Raw genomic sequence first — 18,573 nt, forward strand, 5'->3', positions numbered from 1 at the left:
CGACGCCGCGGACCCCGCCGCGCCGCCCATATTAACCTTTGGCAATACGATTGCCGTCGTTCATCGCTCCGGTTCCAGGCTAGCGATCAGCCCGGGAATGACCGGCAGAAGATCGCGCGCGAGAAATCCGACTTGGGCAATCTGGTTGGCGACGCCGGCGCCCGCCGCGCCATGGACGAAGACACCCCAGGCCGCCGCTCGCAAAGGATCGGCGCCGCGCGCGGCAAGGCCGCCGATGAGACCGGCCAACACATCGCCCGACCCGCCCGTGGCGAGACCGATGCTGCCGCCCTCGAACAGCAAGGGCTCATCTTCTCGCGGCGACGCGATCAGGGTTTGGGCGCTCTTCAGGACGACGACCGCGTTGAAGGCACGCGCCACACGCAGCGCCGCGCCGCGCGGGTCTTTGCGGATCACGTCGATATCCTGCCCGGTCAGAAAGCTCATTTCCCGATGGTGGGGCGTCAGGATGACCCGCCCCTCATGCGCCGCCACCAGCTTCTCGAGCTTCCGGGCACAAGTGAGGGCAGCGGCATCGAGGATGATCGTCTGGCCCGGCTTTGGCGTGCCGAGCAGCGCGGCGACAAACTGCTCGGTGCGATCCCCCGCGGACATCCCCGGCCCGAGGATGAGCGTGTCACAGCGCGCGAGGCGTTCCTGCAGCAACCCGACCGCCTCGAGCGCGATCTCGCCATCCTCATCCGCAGGCAGGGCGATCATCGCCGCCTCGGGCACCAGGACGGCGAGCGCCATTGCGGCGGATCGCACGGTCGCCATCTGGAGCTTGCCGGCTCCCGCGCGCAGCGCCGCCTCGCCGGTGAGCCTGAGCGCGCCCGGCACGAACTCCGCGCCGCCGACCAGGAGAACCCGGCCCCGCGCGTCCTTATCGCCCAGTGCCGCGATCGGCGGCAGCGGATGGGCTTCGAGCCAGGCGCGGTCGAGGGTCGGCATCATCCGCGCCGCCCCGTGATCGCGTCAGGTTCGCTGGTGACCGGGGTCGCGTGGTTCTGCATCGGCGCTGTCACATTGTAGCGCTGGAGCTTGAGCCCGCCATCCCGGCCGGCCGACGGATCGAAGAGATAGTCGGTAATGGCGCAATTGGCCACGTCCCCTTCCCGGTCGATCGCCAAGATGCGTTGTTCATCGAGGCTCTCGATGATGTAGCGCATGCAGAGGACCACCACCTGATGCGTGAAGATCATCACCCGCTTTCCGGCATAATGAAGCGAGATGGTATCGAGGACGGAGCGCAACCGCAGGATGACATCGCACCAGCTCTCGCCCCCGGGCGGGCGGTGATAGAATTTCCCCAGCAGGCGCCGAAATTCGGCCTGATCAGGGAAGATATTCGCGACGCCGGGCGTGGTGAGGCCATCGAGAATGCCGAACTCCTTCTCGCGCAGGCGCTCGTCAAAGCAGATCGGCTCCTGCCGGTCGGTCCCGCCCGCCTCGCGGAAAAGCTCCGCGGTCTGAAAGGCGCGGAGATAGGGAGAAGATAAGAGAATCTGTGGCCGATGCTCGGCCGGCTGCTCGCAGAACCACAGACCCAGGGCGCGCGCCTGCGCCGTACCGAGGTCGCTCAGCGGCACGTCGGCATCCCGCGAGGTCAGAGCGATCCGGTCATGCGCTGCCTCGTGCGCAGCGTCGCGGGCGACATTCCCCGCGCTTTGCCCGTGGCGCACGATAATCAACTGTTCTGGCCAATGCATACTGCCTCCGCTGGTGATCGCGGAACGTTCCTGACGCTTAATTCGATCCCCATGAGCGTGAGGCGCGGACAGCGAGCACCCCGGCGGCGCCCGCGATTCAAAGCGCTCCAGTTGTTCGCTTGCGCCCCCTTGCTGTCTAAGCTGGGTGCTGCACTCAACACACCGGTCGGTTGTTGAAGCCGAACCAATGACGGCTCCGAAGGCCAAAAGATTGGGGTTTACACTATCGCTCGGTCGGCAGGAGCGGCCACGCCACCCACTTCATTCTCGTTCAGCGGCTGCAATCGAGAATCATCTTTTCTGAGTCCCGCGCCTTAGACTGCTTTCTTGGAGTAGCTGGGCGAGCGGCATCGGGCGGCCGAACAGCCAGCCTTGCAGCCAGTGGCATCCTGCGGCCCGGGCGAGGGCCGCTTGATCTTCTGTCTCTACGCCTTCTGCCGTGATCCTAAGACCCAGCGCTTGGGCCAGCGCTACAATGGCTACCAACAGATCGCGACCTGATGCACAGCCCATGGCTTCTTTCACGAAGAGCTTATCTATTTTCAACCGGTCGAATTTGAAGGATTGGAGGTAACCAATACTTGCGAAGCCAGTTCCAAAGTCGTCCAAAGCGAGCCGGATGCCCAAGGTCCGCAGATCGGCCATGATTGCCGCAGCGGCCTGTGGCCGACCCAGCAAATAGCTTTCAGTGATCTCGAGTTCGAGCCGGTCAGCTGGAAAGCCTGTGTCGGCAAGGATTGCGCTGATCTGGTCAGCAAGATGTGCATCCCAAAACTGCGCGGGCGAGAGGTTGACCGAGAGGTCGATGCCGAGAGGCTTGATGTCGATGCAGGCCCTGCGGAGCACCTGCCCTCCCAAGGAGCCGATTAGGCCAGTCATTTCGGCAAGCGGAATGAAGACATCTGGGGGAATTGGACCTTCGGTGGGATGGGTCCATCGCGCCAGGGCTTCAAGCCCAACAATGGCGCCGGATTCCGCTAGAACAATGGGCTGATAGGCCAGTTCAATTCGATTTTCCGCGATTGCAATGCGCAGGTCCTGTTCAAGACGCTTCCGCACGAGATGTTCTTCGTCCAGTTCAAGGGTGAAGTCGCTCCAGCGGTTCTTCCCCCTGGCTTTGGCATTGTACATTGCAACGTCTGCACGGCGCATCAGCTCGTCGATATCGACGAGAGCATCTGAAGAAGACGTCACGACGCCAACGGATATTCCGATGAGAATATTGGCGCCGGCAACCGGAACTGTCGTCTGAAAGGAAGCGATGATGCGTTCGGCGAGCGAACATCCCGGGCCATCGACATCAAGCTGGCACAATATTGCAAACTCGTCGCCGCCCGTGCGAGCAATCAGCGAATGCGCCGGCGCTGCCGCCGCGAGCCGGGATGCCACCTCCCGCAGCAGGGCGTCTCCTGCGCCATGGCCATAAAGATCGTTCACGCCTTTGAAGCCATCCAGGTCCATGTAAAGCAGAACGAAATGATTACCGGTCGCAATCGCCTCGTTGAGCCGACCGAGGAGGACGCGGCGATTAGGAAGCTCCGTTAAAGGATCGTGGTTCGCCAAATGCTGAGTTCTGGCTTGGCTGGCTGTCAATGCTGCAATGGACTGCCCCCCCTGCCGCAGGATAAAAAGCGCAGCGATAACCGCGACGACCATGATGCCGGCAAACCCAGGGATGACCTCGCGACGAAATTGTGTGCCAGGGGTCTCGAACGCGACCTCAACGGATGCGATCTGGTTACCATCCATATCTCGCAGGACTAGCGCGGCGCTCGACGGGGCTGGCCGTGCCAGGTTTAGCGCTAGGGCGGGGAGATGGTGCTTGGCACGGATACTGGCGAGATGGCTCGCATCAAAACGCTCGGCTATGACGAGCAGGTGCCTCTCACCCGCAGGCGCCGACACTTTGTTGGTCAAGGGAACAACGGCAGCAACCGAGTAGACGAAAACCTGACGTTTCTCGCGGGCAAAGCCGCTGACGATTGGCGTGCCACGATCATCCATAGCACGCACTTTTGCCATCGCCGTCTGAATTGACGGACCCAGTATCTCGGCAAGTTTAGATGAGGATCGGTTCCCGTTGCTGAAGGCGTAGCGGGTCCCCCCGTCAGGACCGATGACAAAGACATGGTCATAATTCTGGGTTTTACCGAGGTAAGCCGTGATGTTGTCGTCGATCCACGCCGCGCTGAAGTCGTACGAAATGTGGCGCACTGCGTCGTCCCATTTCGCGTAGTCCTGAAGATCATGCTCCACCATGGAGACGCTTGTCGCGAGGGCAGCTTCCAGCGTCCGCGTCTCGCGTACTGCCTCAAGCCGATCCTGCGCGGAGGTCGTGACTAAAATGAGCCCTAGAATGCTTCCAAAGCACAACCCGAGAAGCAATAGCACAGGCCAGAGATAGCGAGCAGGCACGCGTTGAATGAGTGACATAGGCCTTTGCTGATGTGACTGTTTTCAGCACCTTTGGGCCGCAGGTCGTACCAAGACGTTAATAAAGATTCTCCATTCACCGCATTTCGGATGGAGGGATAGCTGACGGCTTTTTCGCTCAGAATGAGCCCGTGTCTCAGCAGAACCTCGCTGACAAATTTCCGTCGGAGAAAGCGTGCGGACGAACGAACACGCTCCCTTGAAGTCTCCCTCACGCGAGCTTGCAATCGGATGAAATGTTCTCTGAGGCCAAATGCCGTTTGCGTCTTACGACTACATTTCAGACGAGCTCTACCCTTTACCTTCTGCTGACTGCCGCTGATCGCATCACGACATCCGCCGGCTGTGACGGAAGCGGGAATAGCGATTAAGCAGATCGTTGATCAGTTGCTCGTCGGTATAGCCGGTCACGTCATGAGGCTGCCCGCCGTCGGAAGAGTGCGCCACGGCGCGATAATGTAGGCGCTCTCGCTCCTGGGTCTTTCGCGGCTCGGCCCAAACAAAACTCGCCACACGAAATCCGCGCGCACGGACGGTGTAATCGAAATCGCCTCGCTCGCCATGCGGGATGGTGAGCCCCACATGATCGGCATCCTGCATGAGGCGCGCGGAAATGCCGCTGTCTCGCATCTGCGCCGCCACGGCCGCGAGGGCCGGCTGGGCTATGTCGGCTAGAAAAGTAAGGACTTCGTCTCGATCGTGAAACCGGGTGATGGTTGCGAGGCGCTGCTGCCATGTGAGGGCGTTTTCTGCGCCCGTGGCCGCGCCCGCAGCAGACAGGTCCATCGCTTCCTGGCTCTCGGTTTGAAGGGCTCGCAACAGGCCATAGCAAATGAACACCATGACCACAGCGAAGGGCAACGCGCTGGCGATCGCCGCGGTTTGAAGCGCCTGAAGCCCACCGGCGACCAGCAGCACCGCCGCGACACCGCCGGCGCAGACCGCCCAGAAAACACGCTGCCAGACGGGAGGGTCTTTCGCCGCGCCGGACGTGATCATATCCATGACCAACGCACCGGAATCCGCTGACGTTACGAAGAACGTGATGATGAGAAGCGTCGCGATGCCTGAAACAATGGTGGAAAGCGGGAGCTGCTCAAGCGTCTCGAACAAGGCGACCGGGAGGTTGTTGGCGACCGTATCGGCGATGTGGGCTGCGCCGCTCAGATCGAGCGCGATCGCTGTGTTCCCGAATACCGTCATCCAAAGGAAGGTGAACAGCGCCGGGACGAGCAGAACGCCGCCGACGAACTGGCGGATTGTCCGCCCGCGCGAGATGCGCGCGATGAACATGCCGACAAATGGCGACCATGCGATCCACCAGCCCCAGTAGAACAGCGTCCAGCTACCCAACCACGGATTGGGCTCATAGGCGTACAGACGGAAGGTGCGCTGCACGACCTCGCTAAGATAAGTCCCCACATTCTGGACGAAGGCCTGAAGCAGAAACACCGTCGACCCCGTCACGAGCACGAAGACCAGCAAAAGGGCGGCCAGGATGATGTTCAGTTCCGACAGGCGCTTCACGCCTCGGTCCAGTCCCATGACAACCGACAGCGTCGCCAACCCCGTGATGGCGGCAATCAAGACGAGCTGGATGACCGTGTTGCTCGGCAGACCGAACAGATAGCTAAAGCCGGCATTCACCTGCAGCACGCCCAGACCGAGCGAAGTCGCGACCCCGAACATGGTGCCCAGCACGGCGAAGATGTCGACAGCGTGGCCGATAGGACCATAGATCCGCTCCCCGATCAGCGGGTAGAGCGCCGAGCGGATGGTGAGCGGCAGACCGCGACGAAAGGCGAAATAGGCAAGCGCCAGGCCGACGACGATGTAGATCGCCCAGGCGTGGAGCCCCCAGTGGAAGAAGGTAAGGACCATCGCCTGACGGGCGGATTCGATCGTGCGACCTTCGCCGACCGGCGGCAAGGCGTAATGCTGGATAGGCTCGGCTACGCCGAAGAAAATCAGCCCAATCCCCATCCCGGCGCTGAACAGCATCGCGAACCATGAAGGATAGCTGTAGTCCGGTTCACTGTCGTCGGACCCAAGTTTGACGTCGCCATAGCGGCTGAACATCAAAAACAGGGCAAACACGAGAAAGCCGGCCACCGATGCGATGTAGAACCAGCCGAAGTCCGCCACGATGAGCGCCTGCGCAGCGGCGAATAGCCGGCCGGCAACGTTAGGAGCGATTGCTCCGAACAACACAAAGGCGAGAATGAGACCGGCCGAGACGAAGAACACGGTAGGATTGATCTCAACCCGGCGCTTTGTCGTGCCTTCCGGCGCATCATCAAACGATGGCTCGCTCACCTCTTCCCCCCATGCAGCCGGAACTCTGTTCAGGAAAGGGAACGAGGCGAAGCGCGGTCGGTTGCATATGGCTCATTCTAACGCCAGCAGTCCGTGCCAGCAGCGTGACCTTAGCGCGCGGTATCTTCTGCACCTGTCCGCTCACAAAGGGAATCAAGAGCGAAGAATGCCGCCCGATCATGAATGATCGCCCAGATCACCGCACGTGCGCAGCCGGCTTGCAACATCGCGATACGAATGAAAAAGGGCTGGAGCGGGTAGCGGGGATCGAACCCGCATCACAAGCTTGGAAGGCTAGTGCTCTACCATTGAGCTATACCCGCTCATCGACCGTTCGCCGACCCTCACCGGCACTCGGCCGGGACGACCGCTCAGTGGCGATGCGCTGGAGCCATTGCCACGACAGGCACGGCAGCGTCAACAGCTTCGCATCGCGATCCTTTGGCGGCAGAGCATTGATCGACCCTCGACTTTGCGCGCCGCAGATTGCAAAGGATCGGCAATGAACAGCTTGCCCGATCCTGCCAGCCCTCTCTCGCCGGAGGACGCCGCCCGCGCCTTCGCCGCCATTCTGGATGGCACGGTGGAGGACGAAGCAATCGCCGCCTTTCTGGTCACACTGGCCGAGCGCGGCGAGGCGGCCACCGAGATTGCCGCCGCCGCCCGGGAGATGCGGGCGCGCCTCATTCCCGTGCAGGCGCCGGCGGGGACCATCGACGTGTGCGGCACCGGTGGCGATGGCCATCATACGCTCAACATCTCGACTGCCGTCAGCCTTGTCGTCGCCGCCTGTGGCGCGCCGGTGGCCAAGCACGGCAATCGCGCTGCGTCTTCCAAGGCCGGCGCCGCCGACACGCTCGAGGCGTTGGGACTGGACCTCGACCGCGCAGCAGACACCGCCGAGCGCACGCTGGCGGACCTCGGCATCTGCTTCCTTTTTGCGCAAAAGCATCATCCCTCGCTCGCGCGGATTGCGCCGATCCGCAAGGCGCTGGGCCGGCGGACCATCTTCAACCTGATGGGCCCGCTCGCCAATCCGGCCGGCGTCACCCGCCAACTCATCGGCATTGCGCGCCCGGCCTATGTGCCGATCTATGCACAGGCGCTGGCGGAGCTGGGCACCGAACGGGCGATGGTGATTTCCGGCGATGAGGGGCTGGACGAACTCTCCCTCGCCGGCGGCAATGACGTGGCCGATGTGACGAGCGACGGCATCATTGCGATGCGACGGATCAGCGCGGCCGATGCCGGGCTGCCGACACACCCTATCGACGCAATCAAGGGCGGCGACCCGGCCTACAATGCCGCGAAACTGCGGGCGCTGCTGCTGGGCGAGGCCGGCCCGTATCGCGATGCCGTGCTCTTCAATGCCGCTGCCGCGCTGATCGTCGCCGGCAAGGCCGAAACGCTGACCGAAGGGGTCGAGGAAGCCACCGAAGCCCTCGACCGCGGCCTTGCCAACACCCTGCTCGACTGCTGGATCGCCTACGCATGAACAAGCTCGATGAAATCTGCGCCACCAAGCGGGACGAGGTCGCCGCCCGCAAGCAGGCGACGTCACTCGCCGACCTGCAGGCGATGGCTGCCTCCCAGACCCCACCGCGGGGCTTCCGTCGCGCGCTCGACGCCAGGGTGGCCGCGGGCGGCTATGGCCTCATCGCCGAGGTCAAGAAGGCCTCGCCATCCAAGGGGCTGATCCGCGCCGACTTCGATCCGCCGGCCCATGCCCGCGCCTATCAGGCGGGCGGCGCGGCCTGCCTCTCGGTGCTGACCGACGCGCCCTATTTTCAGGGCCATGAGGATTATCTCATCGCGGCGCGCGCCGCCGTCTCGTTGCCGGTAATCCGCAAGGACTTCATGGTCGATCCCTGGCAGGTGCTGGAGAGCCGGGCGATCGGCGCCGATGCCGTGCTGATCATCGTCTCGGCCCTCTCCGATGCGCAGATGCAGGAGATCGAGGATGCCGCGCTCGGCCTCGGCATGGATGCGCTGGTGGAGGTGCATGATGCCGCCGAGCTGGAGCGGGCGCTGACCCTGCGCTCGCGGCTGATTGGCGTGAACAACCGCAACCTCAAGGATTTCTCGGTCGATTTCGCCCGCACCTATGAGCTGGTCGGCAGCGCGCCGGAGGGCTGCACCTTCGTCGCCGAGTCCGGTCTTGGCTCGAAGGCGGACCTCGATGCGATGGCGGAGCATGGCGTGCGCTGCTTCCTGGTCGGCGAATCGCTCATGCGGCAGGATGATGTCGAGGCAGCGACCCGCGCGCTGATCGGCGCATGAGCGGCCTCAGCCATACCGACGAGGCCGGCGCCGCGCGCATGGTGGATGTAACAGCCAAGGCCGACACCAGCCGCACCGCCAGCGCGACCGGTAAGATCGATATGAATGAAGCAGCTCGCGCCGCGATTGCGGACGGCACTGCCGCCAAGGGCGATGTGTTCGCCGCCGCGCGCATCGCCGGCATCATGGCCGCCAAGCGCACCAGCGACATCATTCCGCTCTGTCATCCCCTGCCGCTCACCGGCCTGACGCTCGACCTTGCGCTGGATGCGGGCGGCGCCATCGCCACGGCGACCGTGCGCACATCCGGCAAAACCGGCGTGGAGATGGAAGCGCTGACCGCCGTCTCCGCCGCCTTGCTGACACTCTACGACATGCTCAAGGCCGTGGATAAGCACATGGTCATTCGCGACATCCACGTCACGGCCAAGGCGGGCGGCAAGTCCGGCGACTGGACCGCCTGAGATCATGGCGGGGGCGCGCCCATGATCTCTGTCGATGACGCACAGCAGCGACTGCTCGCCCTCGCCACCCCGCTCGCGCCCGAGGCGGTTTCATTGGCTGAGGCGAACGGCCGATGGCTGGCCGCACCGCTGACCGCAGTCCGCGACCAGCCCTGGACGGCCCTCTCCGCCATGGATGGCTACGCGATCCGTCATGCCGATCTTCCCGGTCCCTGGCGCCTGGTGGGCGAAAGCGCGGCGGGCAGCGTTCCTCCGGCTCAGGCCATCGGCGCGGGCGAAGCAATGCGGATCTTCACCGGCGCACCGCTGCCCCCCGGCGCGGATACCGTGGTGGTGCAGGAAGATATCGCTGCCGATGGCCTGTCCATTCGCCTGACCGGCGACGGACCGGGCGGTGCGGGGCGGCATGTCCGCCCGCGTGCCAGCGATTTCGCGCAGGGTGACACGCTGCTGCCAGCTGGCCTGCGCATCGGCGCGGCCCAGATTGGTCTGGCGGCGCTTGCCGGCCACGAGACGCTGACGGTGCATCGCCAGCCGAGGGTCGCGATCCTCTCCACCGGCGACGAGCTCGTCCCGCCCGGCGCGCCCTGCCCGCCCGGCAAGCTCCCGGCCTCCAACGGCGCGATGTTGCGCGCCATGATTGGCGGCGCGGGCGGCGTGGTGACCATCGAGCGGATCGTGCGGGACGATCTGGATGCGCTGACCGCCGCGCTGCGCGATGCGGCTACCGCCGATGTCATCGTCACCTCCGGCGGAGCGTCCGTGGGCGATCACGATCTGGTGCGCCCGGCGCTGGAGGCGGCAGGCGGCAGCATCGATTTCTGGCGGATCGCCATGCAGCCCGGCAAGCCGCTGATCGTGGCACGCATCGGGCGGCAGATCATGCTCGGCCTGCCCGGCAATCCGGTCTCGGCAATGGTCACCGGCGCGCTGTTCCTGCTGCCGCTCATTCGGCGTCTTGCCGGCGGAACGGATGTGCTGCCCAAGAGCCGCACGGTTCGGCTCGGCGCTGACCTCCCCCCGGGCGGCAAGCGCAGGCTGTTCATGCGCGCGATGGTCGACGGCGTGGGCATGGCCACGCCGCTGGCTTTCCAGGATAGCGGCGCGATGCATGCCGCTGCCCAGGCCAATGCGCTGATCGTCCGGCCGGAAGGCGCGCCGGCCGCGCGCGCTGGGGAAGAAACAGAGCTGCTCGACTGGGCCGCGCTCGGCCTCGGCGGGGACTGAGCCTTTCCAGCACTCAATACGTATTCTGGGCAATTGCTGCCCTCCCCTCGCGCCCTACAGTCTGCGTCTCAAATGGGGGTCGCATGGCAGAATTTCGGCAAGAGGGGCAGCTGGGCGTCGAACGCCGGGCCATGCTCACAGGAACGATCGGCGCCGCAGCCATGCTAGGGCTGCAGGCCTGCGCGCCAGCCTCCGGTTCCCGTCCCGCGACTTTGCGTGCACCAAGCCGCCGGACGGCGCTCGTTCCCATTCGCATCAGTCGCGACCAATTGATCGACGTGAAATGCTGCATCCGCCCGCTGCGCGCCGCCGGGCCGAATCTGGACGTGGAGACGGTGGGCGATGCCCTCGTCATCCATAATTATGGCCATGGCGGCAGCGGCTGGTCGCTCTCCTGGGGCTCCGCCGACATCGCGGTCGGCAAGGCGCTCTCCGTGCTGCCGCGCGAGATTGCGGTGGTGGGGTGCGGGATTATCGGCCTGACCACGGCCGTGATGGCCCAGCGCGCCGGCCTCAAGGTCACGCTCTATGCGCGCGAATCCATCCAGCAGACCCGCTCGTTCCGCGCCAGCGGATCGTTCACCCCGGATAGCCGCATCGCCTTGGCCGAGCCCGCCGGCCCCGCCTTTGGCGAGCTGTGGGAACGCATGGCCCGCTTCTCGTGGAAGGCCTTTCGCACCTATCTCGGTCTGCCGGGCCATCCGGTGGAGTTCGGCGATTCCTACCAGCTTTCGGATACGCCGATCACCCGGCGGGAGTGGCCAGCCGACCCTGCAATCACGCAGAACTTCGCGACGAGTGGGCGGCCACAGCAGAATTCCGAGTTCGGCCATTATAGCGAACGCATTCGGGACATCGTGCCGCAGGCGCAGCCGCTGAGCGCCGAGGAGAACCCCTTCCCGCAACCCCATGTGCGGCGCAGCTCGCAGATGATCTTCAACTTCGCCAGCTATGCCCATGTCATGCTCGGCGAGTTCTTCGAGCGCGGCGGGCAGTTCGTGATGCGCGACTTCGCTCGCCCGGCGGACTATGCGGCACTGCCCCAGAAGGTCGTGATCAACTGCACCGGCTATGCCGCCCGCGACCTGTGGCAGGACAAGACCATCATCCCGGTGCGCGGCCAGACCGGCTGGCTCGTGCCGCAACCGGACGCCTTTTACAGCGTGCGCTATCGCAATGTTTCGCTCACCTCCAAGCGCGACGGGATCGTCGTGATGAACAATAACCCAGATATGGGCGAGATGCTGGGCGTGGGCGACAGCATGGAACTGCCCAATGTCGCCGATATCGAGAAAGGTCTGGAGATCATGGCGCCCGTCTTCGCGCCCGGCTTCCAGGCACAGGGCTGACCGATGCTGCTGCGCACTGCCCCGCTGCTGGCCGCTGCCCTGACCGCCCTCGCCGCGATCGCTGCGACACCCCCTTCGGCCAGCACGCGAGACGGCGTCTATACGGCCGCGCAGGCCGAAGCTGGCGCCCGCCTCTATGCCACGCGCTGCGCCATGTGCCACGGCCGGGCGCTGGAAGGCACGTTCGAGATTCCCGGCCTTGGCGATCGCTTCATGGCCCATTGGAGCAATGCCCCGCTCTCCAATCTGCATGATTATGTCGGCCGGGCCATGCCGCAATTCGCGCCCGGCTCGCTGACGCCGGACGACACGACGAACATCATCGCTTTCCTGCTGCAGGCCAATGGCCTGCCGGCCGGAAGCGCTGCGTTGCCCAGCGAGACCGGCGCTCTCGCGCGGATCACCGTGCAGCCCACAGACCTCAAGCTCACCGCCAGGGCTGTGCCCAGAACACAATAGGCACAGCCCTTTTTCCTTATGACGCACTGCAGCAAATTTGCCACAGATTCCGGGAAAATGCCTCGCGCGCGCGCGAGGCTTTGAGTTTGTCCTTTTTGCAATGCACCATTCATCAAATGAACCGTGCGCGCGTGAACCAAGGTCGATCGCCGTTGGAGTCGGATTGTCCCGGCTTCAGGACGCTGCGTCGCCACCGCCCGCATCACCGGCAGATCGGCCGACCATGACGCGGCAGGATCTTCACCGCAGGGATACCGCTCCCATCGAGAAGATCGATGCTGCCGGCGTTCTGGAGACGCAACCGCCCCGGCTCGCCCACCTCGTCAAGCTCGGGCTTCTCGGGCTGGCCTTTGGGGGGATTTTCGTCGGCCTGCACATGGTGTCCGACAATGAAGATCGGTTGCTGCTGGAAACGCTCACCATTCTCGATCTTCTGGCGCTGAGCTTCCTGCTGCTGCTCGGCATTCGCCGTTGGCGGGAAGCGGCGGCCTACACGATCCGCGCCCAGCATCTGGTCAGTGAACTGGAGACGGCACGGCAGAGTGCGATCAGCGCGAACCTCGCCAAAAGCCGCTACCTTGCCAGCGTCAGTCACGAGATCCGCTCGCCGCTCAATGCCATCTATGGCTATGCACAACTGTTCGAGCGGGGCGATGGCGTCAACGCGCAGGAGGCAGCGCGGGTCATCCTGCGCTGCTCGGAGCATCTGACCAATCTGGTCGAGGGGCTGCTGGATATCTCCCAGCTCGAATTCGGGATGCTGCGCGTGCGCACTGAAGAGGTGCGCCTCAACAGCTTCCTCGACCATATCGTCTCGATGATGCGCCCCGCCGCCCACGCCAAGGGCCTCACATTCACGCTGGAAAAGACCGGGCGCCTGCCGGAGATCGCCCGCTTCGACCAGAACCGGCTGCGCCAGGTGCTGATCAACCTGCTCTCCAACGCGATCAAGTTCACCCAACACGGCAGCGTGACGCTCAAAGTGGGTTATGCCGGGCAGATCGCCACCTTTGAGGTGAAGGACACCGGCCCGGGCATCGCGCCGGAAGACCGGCAGCGCATCTTCGAGCCATTCGAGCGCGGCGAGGGGCGGGAGTCCGGCGCCGGCCTCGGCCTCGCCATCTCGCGCACGCTGGTGGAGATTCTCGGCGGCCAGCTCTATCTGGTCAGCACGCCGGAAGGCGGCAGTTGCTTCCGCATCGTGATGATGCTGAGCGAGGTGGCCGGCAAGGCCCTCTCCTCGGCGCCCATGCGCAAGCTGACCGGCTATGAGGGCAAGCCCCGCCATGTCCTGCTGGTGGAGGACGATGCCGACCAGCGCCACTTCCTCGAGCAGTTGCTGCGCGGGCTCGGCTTTCAGGTCGAGGCGCGGGCCGATGGCGAACAGGCGCTGCTCGCCGCGCGCGAGACGCCGCCGGACCTCGCCATTCTGGACATCAGCCTGCCGGGGCTATCCGGCTGGGAGATCGGCTGCGAGTTGCGCGCGATGTTCGGCGACCGGCTGCAAATCCTCATGCTCTCGGCCAATAGCGAGGAACTGCACCGCCCGGAGCATGACAGTCCGCAGCACGATCGTTTTCTCGTCAAGCCGGTGGAATTTGAATCGCTCGTCGGCGCGATTGGCGATTTGCTGCAACTGACGTGGCGCTGGCAGGACGATGCGCCGAATGTCGGCAGCGCCGGGCCGGATACCCCGCCCGCCATGCAGCCAGCGCCGGTTGCGCTCGACGACATCGCCCGCAAGCACATCGCCCGGATGCAGGAATGCCTGCGAATCGGGCACATTCGCGGGATCGAAACCGAGATCAAGCAGCTGGAGCGGGCCTCACCCGCCGCCGAGCCGCTCGTTCGCCAGCTTTACCAGCACCTCGACCGATACGACCTGACCGCCATGGCGCGCCTCTTACAGGATTACTGACATGATTGGCATTCCCGGACATTCGGACACCGTCCTGATCGTCGATGACGAGCCGGACACGCTGCGGATGCTCACCGCCGCGCTGGAGACAGCCGAGATTTCCGTGCTGGTCGCGACCTCCGGCCATGTGGCGCTGGCTCAGCTGGGCAACATCATGCCCGACCTCATCCTGATGGATGCGGTGATGCCCGGCATGGACGGGTTCGAGACCACGCAGAAGATCAAGGCCAATCCCCAGCTCGCCAGCATCCCGATCATCTTCATGACCGGCTTGACGGAGAGCGAGCATGTCGTCGAGGCCTTCGAAGTCGGCGGGGTGGATTATGTCCGCAAGCCGGTGGACCTGCAGGAGCTGCTGGCCCGCGTGCGCGTGCATATGGCCCAGGGGCGTGCCGTCCATGCCAGCGTCGCCAGTCTCGATGCGACCGACCGGCTGATCCTGGCCACCGATGCGCGCGGCAGTCTCTTGTGGTGCACCCCGCGCGCGGAACAGGCCATCTCGCGCGTCTCACCCGGCTGGCTGCGGAGCGAATCCGCGCTGCCGGAAGAAATCCGCAACCAGATCGAGAAGCTGCTGACCAAGGATGAGGGCGTCGCCGGCAATGCCGTGCGCGTGCGACAGACCAAGGGCCAGGGTGAGCTGGAGATGCAGGTCATCGCCCATTATCGGGAGGATGAAGTGCTCATCCGCCTCAACGAGCTCAATCCCGAGCAGGATCTCGACCGCCTGCAGGAGCGCCTGCCGCTCACCCGGCGCGAGGCCGAGGTGCTGCTATGGGTGAGCTATGGCAAACCCAATCGCGTGATCAGCGATGTGCTGGAGATCAGCCCGCGTACCGTCACCAAGCATCTGGAGCGGATCTTCGACAAGCTGGGGGTGGAGACCCGCTCAGCCGCGGCGGCTGTCGCGATCCGCATGCTGGGCCAGTAGCGACTTCTTGCGCAGGGCGGGGGGAAGGCGCGGCGGCCGCATGTACGAGGCCTCCGGCGACGCGCCGCTGGACTTGCGCACCGCGATGGCCTCGATCTCGATCAGGTAGAGCGGGCCGACAAGCGCGGCGACCTGGAAAGTGGAGCGCGCAACGGTGTTGGGATTAGCCTGCGTCCCGAAGAACTGACGGAACCCCTCGTTAACGCCGGCGAAGTCCATCTTGCCGGTGCGCGGGTCCGCCGCGACGAACAGCGACAGCTTCACCAGATCGGACATCTTATAGCCCTGCGCCTCGAGCAGGCTCTTGATCTTGTTGAGGGTGCTGATCGTCTGGGCCTTGGTGTCGCCCATCTCCTCCAGCGTCTTGACCTCGCTCATCGGCTTGGCGGGATCGACCGGGGACGGCAGTTGGCCGGAGAGGTAGAAGGTCTCCATCCCCTCGCCGACGCGTACGCCATCCAGAATGATCGCGTTGGGATTACCCTTGATCCGCGTGACCTCTGCCTGAGCGGGCACCGCAGTCAGCAGTAGCGCGGCGGCACCTGCCAGAACGGTCTTGGCCAACATGGCCTTGAGAGACATGCGACCCAGGTCGCGGCGAGCCGAATAAGCGCGTCTAATCATAGTGATGTTAGCTACGAATACCCCCCCTCCGCCACCATACGACAAAATGCGTATGTCCGAATCCCGACCAGTCCGATCAGCTAGCCAGGCGCAAAACAGCATATCAAAGGGCGACGCGGGACGCTCGGCGCAACAACCATAACCCGCCGAAAAGACAGACAAAAAGGAGAGCGCACCACGAGAACAAGGGGGACGTCTTCATGATCACGCGCAGAAATATTGCTGCCCTATTGCTCCTTACGAGCGCAGCCATTCCCGCCGCAGCCGTGGCGCAAACGGCCGAAACGCCGCAGGAGCCGCCGGCCGATGGCGGCGAGATCATCGTCACCGGCACCCGTTCCACCGGCATGATGGCCGCAGAGAGCGCCGCGCCGATCCAGCTGCTGAGCTCCTCCGCACTTGAAAAGGTGGGTCAGCCCAACCTCAACCAGGCGCTCACCCAGCTCGTGCCGAGCTTCCAGGCGCAGACGCAGGGCACCGACATGGCGAGCTTCTCGCTTTCGGCCCGCCTGCGCGGCCTCAGCCCCAACCACACGCTGGTGCTGGTCAACGGCAAGCGCCGCCACGGCAACTCCATCCTGCAGGTCATCAACGGCGCCTTCGGCGGTTCCGCCGCGCCGAGCATCGACCTGATTCCGCCGGACATCGTTCAGCGCATCGAGGTGCTGCAGGACGGCGCCGCCGCGCAATATGGTTCGGACGCCATTGCCGGCGTCATCAACATCATCCTCAAGTCGGACACTTATGGCGGCGCGGTGAAGTTCAACGCCGGCCAATATTATGACGGCGAAGGCACGACCTACAGCGCGAGCGGCAATTTCGGCATGCCGATCGGCGAGAGCGGCTTCCTTGACCTGTCGCTCTTCCATCGTCGCAATGACTGGACAACGGTCGGCGACGGTCAGTTCTCGGTGCGGAACTATGACGGCACCACCGTCACCAACGTATCAGCAGCCTTCAAGCCGCTGCTCGACGCCTGCAATGCCAAAAATTGCACCGCCGGGATCAACGGCGGCCAGCCGGCATCCCAGCTGACGCTCGGCTTCTACAATTTCGGCTATGATTTCGGTGGCGTCGAGCTCTACTCGTTCGGCAATATCTCCTATCGTCATGGTGACGCCCTGCAGGGCTATCGCCATCCGACCCGCCTGTGCCGCACCACCGCCGGCACCGCGACCACCACGGACCCGACCAACTGCTTCGGCACCAGCGCCCAGACCGGCCTCGTGCCGCATATCGAGGTGAAGCAGGACGAATTCCAGTTCACCACCGGCCTGCGCGGCGAGATCAGCGGCTGGGACTGGGATCTGGCCGGCAGCTATTCGGAAGATGTCGCGAAGGTCTACACCACCAATTCGGCCAACGCGTCGCTGTTTGTCGCGACCGGCCAGTCGCCGTCCGACTTCTATGACGGCAGCTTCAAGTTCACCCAGTTCGTCGGCACCCTCGATCTTCGCAAGGAGTTCGACGTGGGCTTCGAGGATCCGCTGAATTTCGCCATCGGCGCGGAATATCGCAAGGAAACCTACGCCATTGGCGCTGGCGACGCGCTGTCGCGCTATGTCGAGGGTGGCCAGTCCTTCCCCGGCTATGCTCTCAGCGATGCCGGCACACTCTCGCGCAACGCCAAGGCGGCTTATATCGACGTCGCCGTCAACCCGGTGCCCGACTGGACCGTGGATGTCGCCGGCCGCTACGAGCATTACAGCGACTTCGGCGACACGACGATCGGCAAGATCACGACGCGCTACGACTTCTCGCCGGCCTTCGCGATCCGCGGGACGGCCAGCACGGGCTTCCGCGCACCCTCACTGCAGGAATCCGGCTACTCGGCCACGAACGTCGGGCCGACCTCTGCCACGCTGCAACTTGCGCCCAGTTCGCCGGGATCGGCCAGCGCCGGGTTCGGCGCGCTCAGTCCGGAAAAGTCGGTCAACTTCTCTGCCGGTATCGTGCTCCGCCCGATCTCGCGCCTGACGATTACGCTGGATGGCTATCTCATCAAGATCAAGGACCGCATCGTGTCCTCGGGCAGCATCACCGGCCAGCAGTTCGTCAACCTGACGTCGCCGCCGCAACGTGTCGGTATCGACACGCCGGCCGCGCTGATCAATGGCCTGACGCCCTATGACCTGGTGATCAACGCCATCAATGCCAGCGGCAAGCAGCTCGATCCGACCGTGCGGACGAACGGTTCGCTGGCGATCCAGACCTTCACCAACGGCATCGATACCCGGACGATGGGCCTGGAACTCGCCGCGCGTTATCCGGTCGATCTGCCCTTCGGTAACATCGATTTCTCGATCGGCGGCAACTACAACCTCACCAAGGTCACGAAGAACAAGCTGGGCACCCTGTTCGGCCCAACCTCCGAGCAGATCATCGAGAAGGCCAGCCCGGCCTTCAAGGGCAACTTCAGCGCCCTGTTCACCAGCGGCAAGTTCACCGCCAATGCCCGCGTGAATTACTACAGCAAGACCAATCAGTTCGTGCAGCCCAACAGCACATCGGCCAACGGCAATGCGAGCCGTGGCATCGCTGCCCTGCCCGCGCCGATCCTGCTGTCGAACAACCAGCGTTACTACAATGCCGAGGTGGCGCCGGCCGCGATCGTCGATCTGGAGTTCAGCTACGAGATCACCAAGTTCGCCAACCTGGCGATCGGTGCCAACAACCTGTTCGACAAGATGCCGGAAGTGCCGGCACTCGTTGGAAACTACGATCCCGCGACGTGGCCGACGACCGGTGTCTCGCCCTACATCAACAACGGCGGCACGTTCAACGCGCCCTACACCTTCGGTCCCTACGGGTCGAACGGCGGATATTACTACGCCCGCCTGACGCTCAAGTTCTGATCGAACAA

Annotated in this window: 14 protein-coding genes and 1 tRNA gene; 9 read left to right on the forward strand and 6 right to left on the reverse strand. The window is 64.2% G+C overall.

Translation table 11 applies throughout. From position 1 onward, the window contains the following. Nucleotides 1–60 precede the first annotated feature (60 nt). The 5 genes from M2335_RS14075 to M2335_RS14095 all read right to left on the reverse strand — a co-directional run bounded on the left by M2335_RS14075 (nucleotide 61) and on the right by M2335_RS14095 (nucleotide 6,781). Nucleotides 61–954 carry an NAD(P)H-hydrate dehydratase gene (locus tag M2335_RS14075; protein ID WP_264595084.1) on the reverse strand — a complete coding sequence of 298 codons (894 nt, stop codon included), beginning with the start codon at nucleotides 952–954 and terminating at the stop codon, nucleotides 61–63. Continuing rightward, nucleotides 951–1,709, reverse strand: coding sequence for a histidine phosphatase family protein (locus M2335_RS14080; protein ID WP_264574499.1), 759 nt, complete (start codon nucleotides 1,707–1,709; stop codon nucleotides 951–953). The genes M2335_RS14075 and M2335_RS14080 overlap by 4 nt, the downstream gene beginning before the upstream one ends. Before the next feature lie 291 nt (nucleotides 1,710–2,000). After that, nucleotides 2,001–4,142: a putative bifunctional diguanylate cyclase/phosphodiesterase gene (locus M2335_RS14085; RefSeq protein ID WP_264595085.1), complete on the reverse strand. Its 2,142-nt coding sequence runs from the start codon at nucleotides 4,140–4,142 to the stop codon at nucleotides 2,001–2,003. 327 nt (nucleotides 4,143–4,469) lie between these two features. Beyond that, nucleotides 4,470–6,458: a BCCT family transporter gene (locus M2335_RS14090; RefSeq protein ID WP_264595086.1), complete on the reverse strand. Its 1,989-nt coding sequence runs from the start codon at nucleotides 6,456–6,458 to the stop codon at nucleotides 4,470–4,472. A 249-nt stretch (nucleotides 6,459–6,707) separates the two neighbouring features. Continuing rightward, nucleotides 6,708–6,781: transfer RNA gene (locus M2335_RS14095), tRNA-Gly, on the reverse strand. 179 nt (nucleotides 6,782–6,960) lie between these two features. On the opposite strand from M2335_RS14095, the gene trpD reads away from it, so the two are divergent. The 8 genes from trpD to M2335_RS14135 all read left to right on the forward strand — a co-directional run bounded on the left by trpD (nucleotide 6,961) and on the right by M2335_RS14135 (nucleotide 15,086). After that, nucleotides 6,961–7,953: an anthranilate phosphoribosyltransferase gene (gene trpD, locus M2335_RS14100; RefSeq protein ID WP_264595087.1), complete on the forward strand. Its 993-nt coding sequence runs from the start codon at nucleotides 6,961–6,963 to the stop codon at nucleotides 7,951–7,953. Continuing rightward, nucleotides 7,950–8,738: an indole-3-glycerol phosphate synthase TrpC gene (gene trpC, locus M2335_RS14105; RefSeq protein ID WP_264586607.1), complete on the forward strand. Its 789-nt coding sequence runs from the start codon at nucleotides 7,950–7,952 to the stop codon at nucleotides 8,736–8,738. The genes trpD and trpC overlap by 4 nt, the downstream gene beginning before the upstream one ends. Further along, complete coding sequence (gene moaC / locus M2335_RS14110) at nucleotides 8,735–9,202, forward strand: cyclic pyranopterin monophosphate synthase MoaC (RefSeq protein WP_264595088.1); 468 nt, start codon at nucleotides 8,735–8,737, stop codon at nucleotides 9,200–9,202. The genes trpC and moaC overlap by 4 nt, the downstream gene beginning before the upstream one ends. 21 nt (nucleotides 9,203–9,223) lie before the next feature. Then, complete coding sequence (glp, locus tag M2335_RS14115) at nucleotides 9,224–10,429, forward strand: gephyrin-like molybdotransferase Glp (RefSeq protein ID WP_264595089.1); 1,206 nt, start codon at nucleotides 9,224–9,226, stop codon at nucleotides 10,427–10,429. Between the two features lie 83 nt (nucleotides 10,430–10,512). Further along, a complete protein-coding gene (locus M2335_RS14120; RefSeq protein WP_264595090.1) occupies nucleotides 10,513–11,778 on the forward strand; it encodes an FAD-dependent oxidoreductase in 1,266 nt (421 codons plus the stop codon). 3 nt (nucleotides 11,779–11,781) lie between these two features. Next, nucleotides 11,782–12,237, forward strand: coding sequence for a c-type cytochrome (locus M2335_RS14125; RefSeq protein WP_264595091.1), 456 nt, complete (start codon nucleotides 11,782–11,784; stop codon nucleotides 12,235–12,237). A 223-nt stretch (nucleotides 12,238–12,460) separates the two neighbouring features. Then, nucleotides 12,461–14,155: a hybrid sensor histidine kinase/response regulator gene (locus M2335_RS14130; RefSeq protein ID WP_264595092.1), complete on the forward strand. Its 1,695-nt coding sequence runs from the start codon at nucleotides 12,461–12,463 to the stop codon at nucleotides 14,153–14,155. 1 nt (nucleotide 14,156) lies between these two features. Beyond that, nucleotides 14,157–15,086 carry a DNA-binding response regulator gene (locus tag M2335_RS14135; RefSeq protein ID WP_181558759.1) on the forward strand — a complete coding sequence of 310 codons (930 nt, stop codon included), beginning with the start codon at nucleotides 14,157–14,159 and terminating at the stop codon, nucleotides 15,084–15,086. Here the strand turns inward: M2335_RS14135 and M2335_RS14140 are convergent. Then, on the reverse strand, nucleotides 15,045–15,710 hold the full coding sequence (locus M2335_RS14140; RefSeq protein ID WP_264595093.1) for a RidA family protein: 666 nt from the start codon (nucleotides 15,708–15,710) through the stop codon (nucleotides 15,045–15,047). The two genes, M2335_RS14135 and M2335_RS14140, sit on opposite strands and share 42 nt — an antisense overlap. A gap of 200 nt (nucleotides 15,711–15,910) precedes the next feature. Here M2335_RS14140 and M2335_RS14145 point away from each other — a divergent pair, with 200 nt between their 5' ends. Continuing rightward, on the forward strand, nucleotides 15,911–18,565 hold the full coding sequence (locus M2335_RS14145) for a TonB-dependent receptor plug domain-containing protein (protein WP_264584306.1): 2,655 nt from the start codon (nucleotides 15,911–15,913) through the stop codon (nucleotides 18,563–18,565). The last annotated feature ends 8 nt before the right edge of the window (nucleotides 18,566–18,573 follow it).

The organism is Sphingobium sp. B12D2B, assembly GCF_025961775.1.
In the GTDB taxonomy this organism is placed as follows: Bacteria; Pseudomonadota; Alphaproteobacteria; order Sphingomonadales; family Sphingomonadaceae; genus Sphingobium.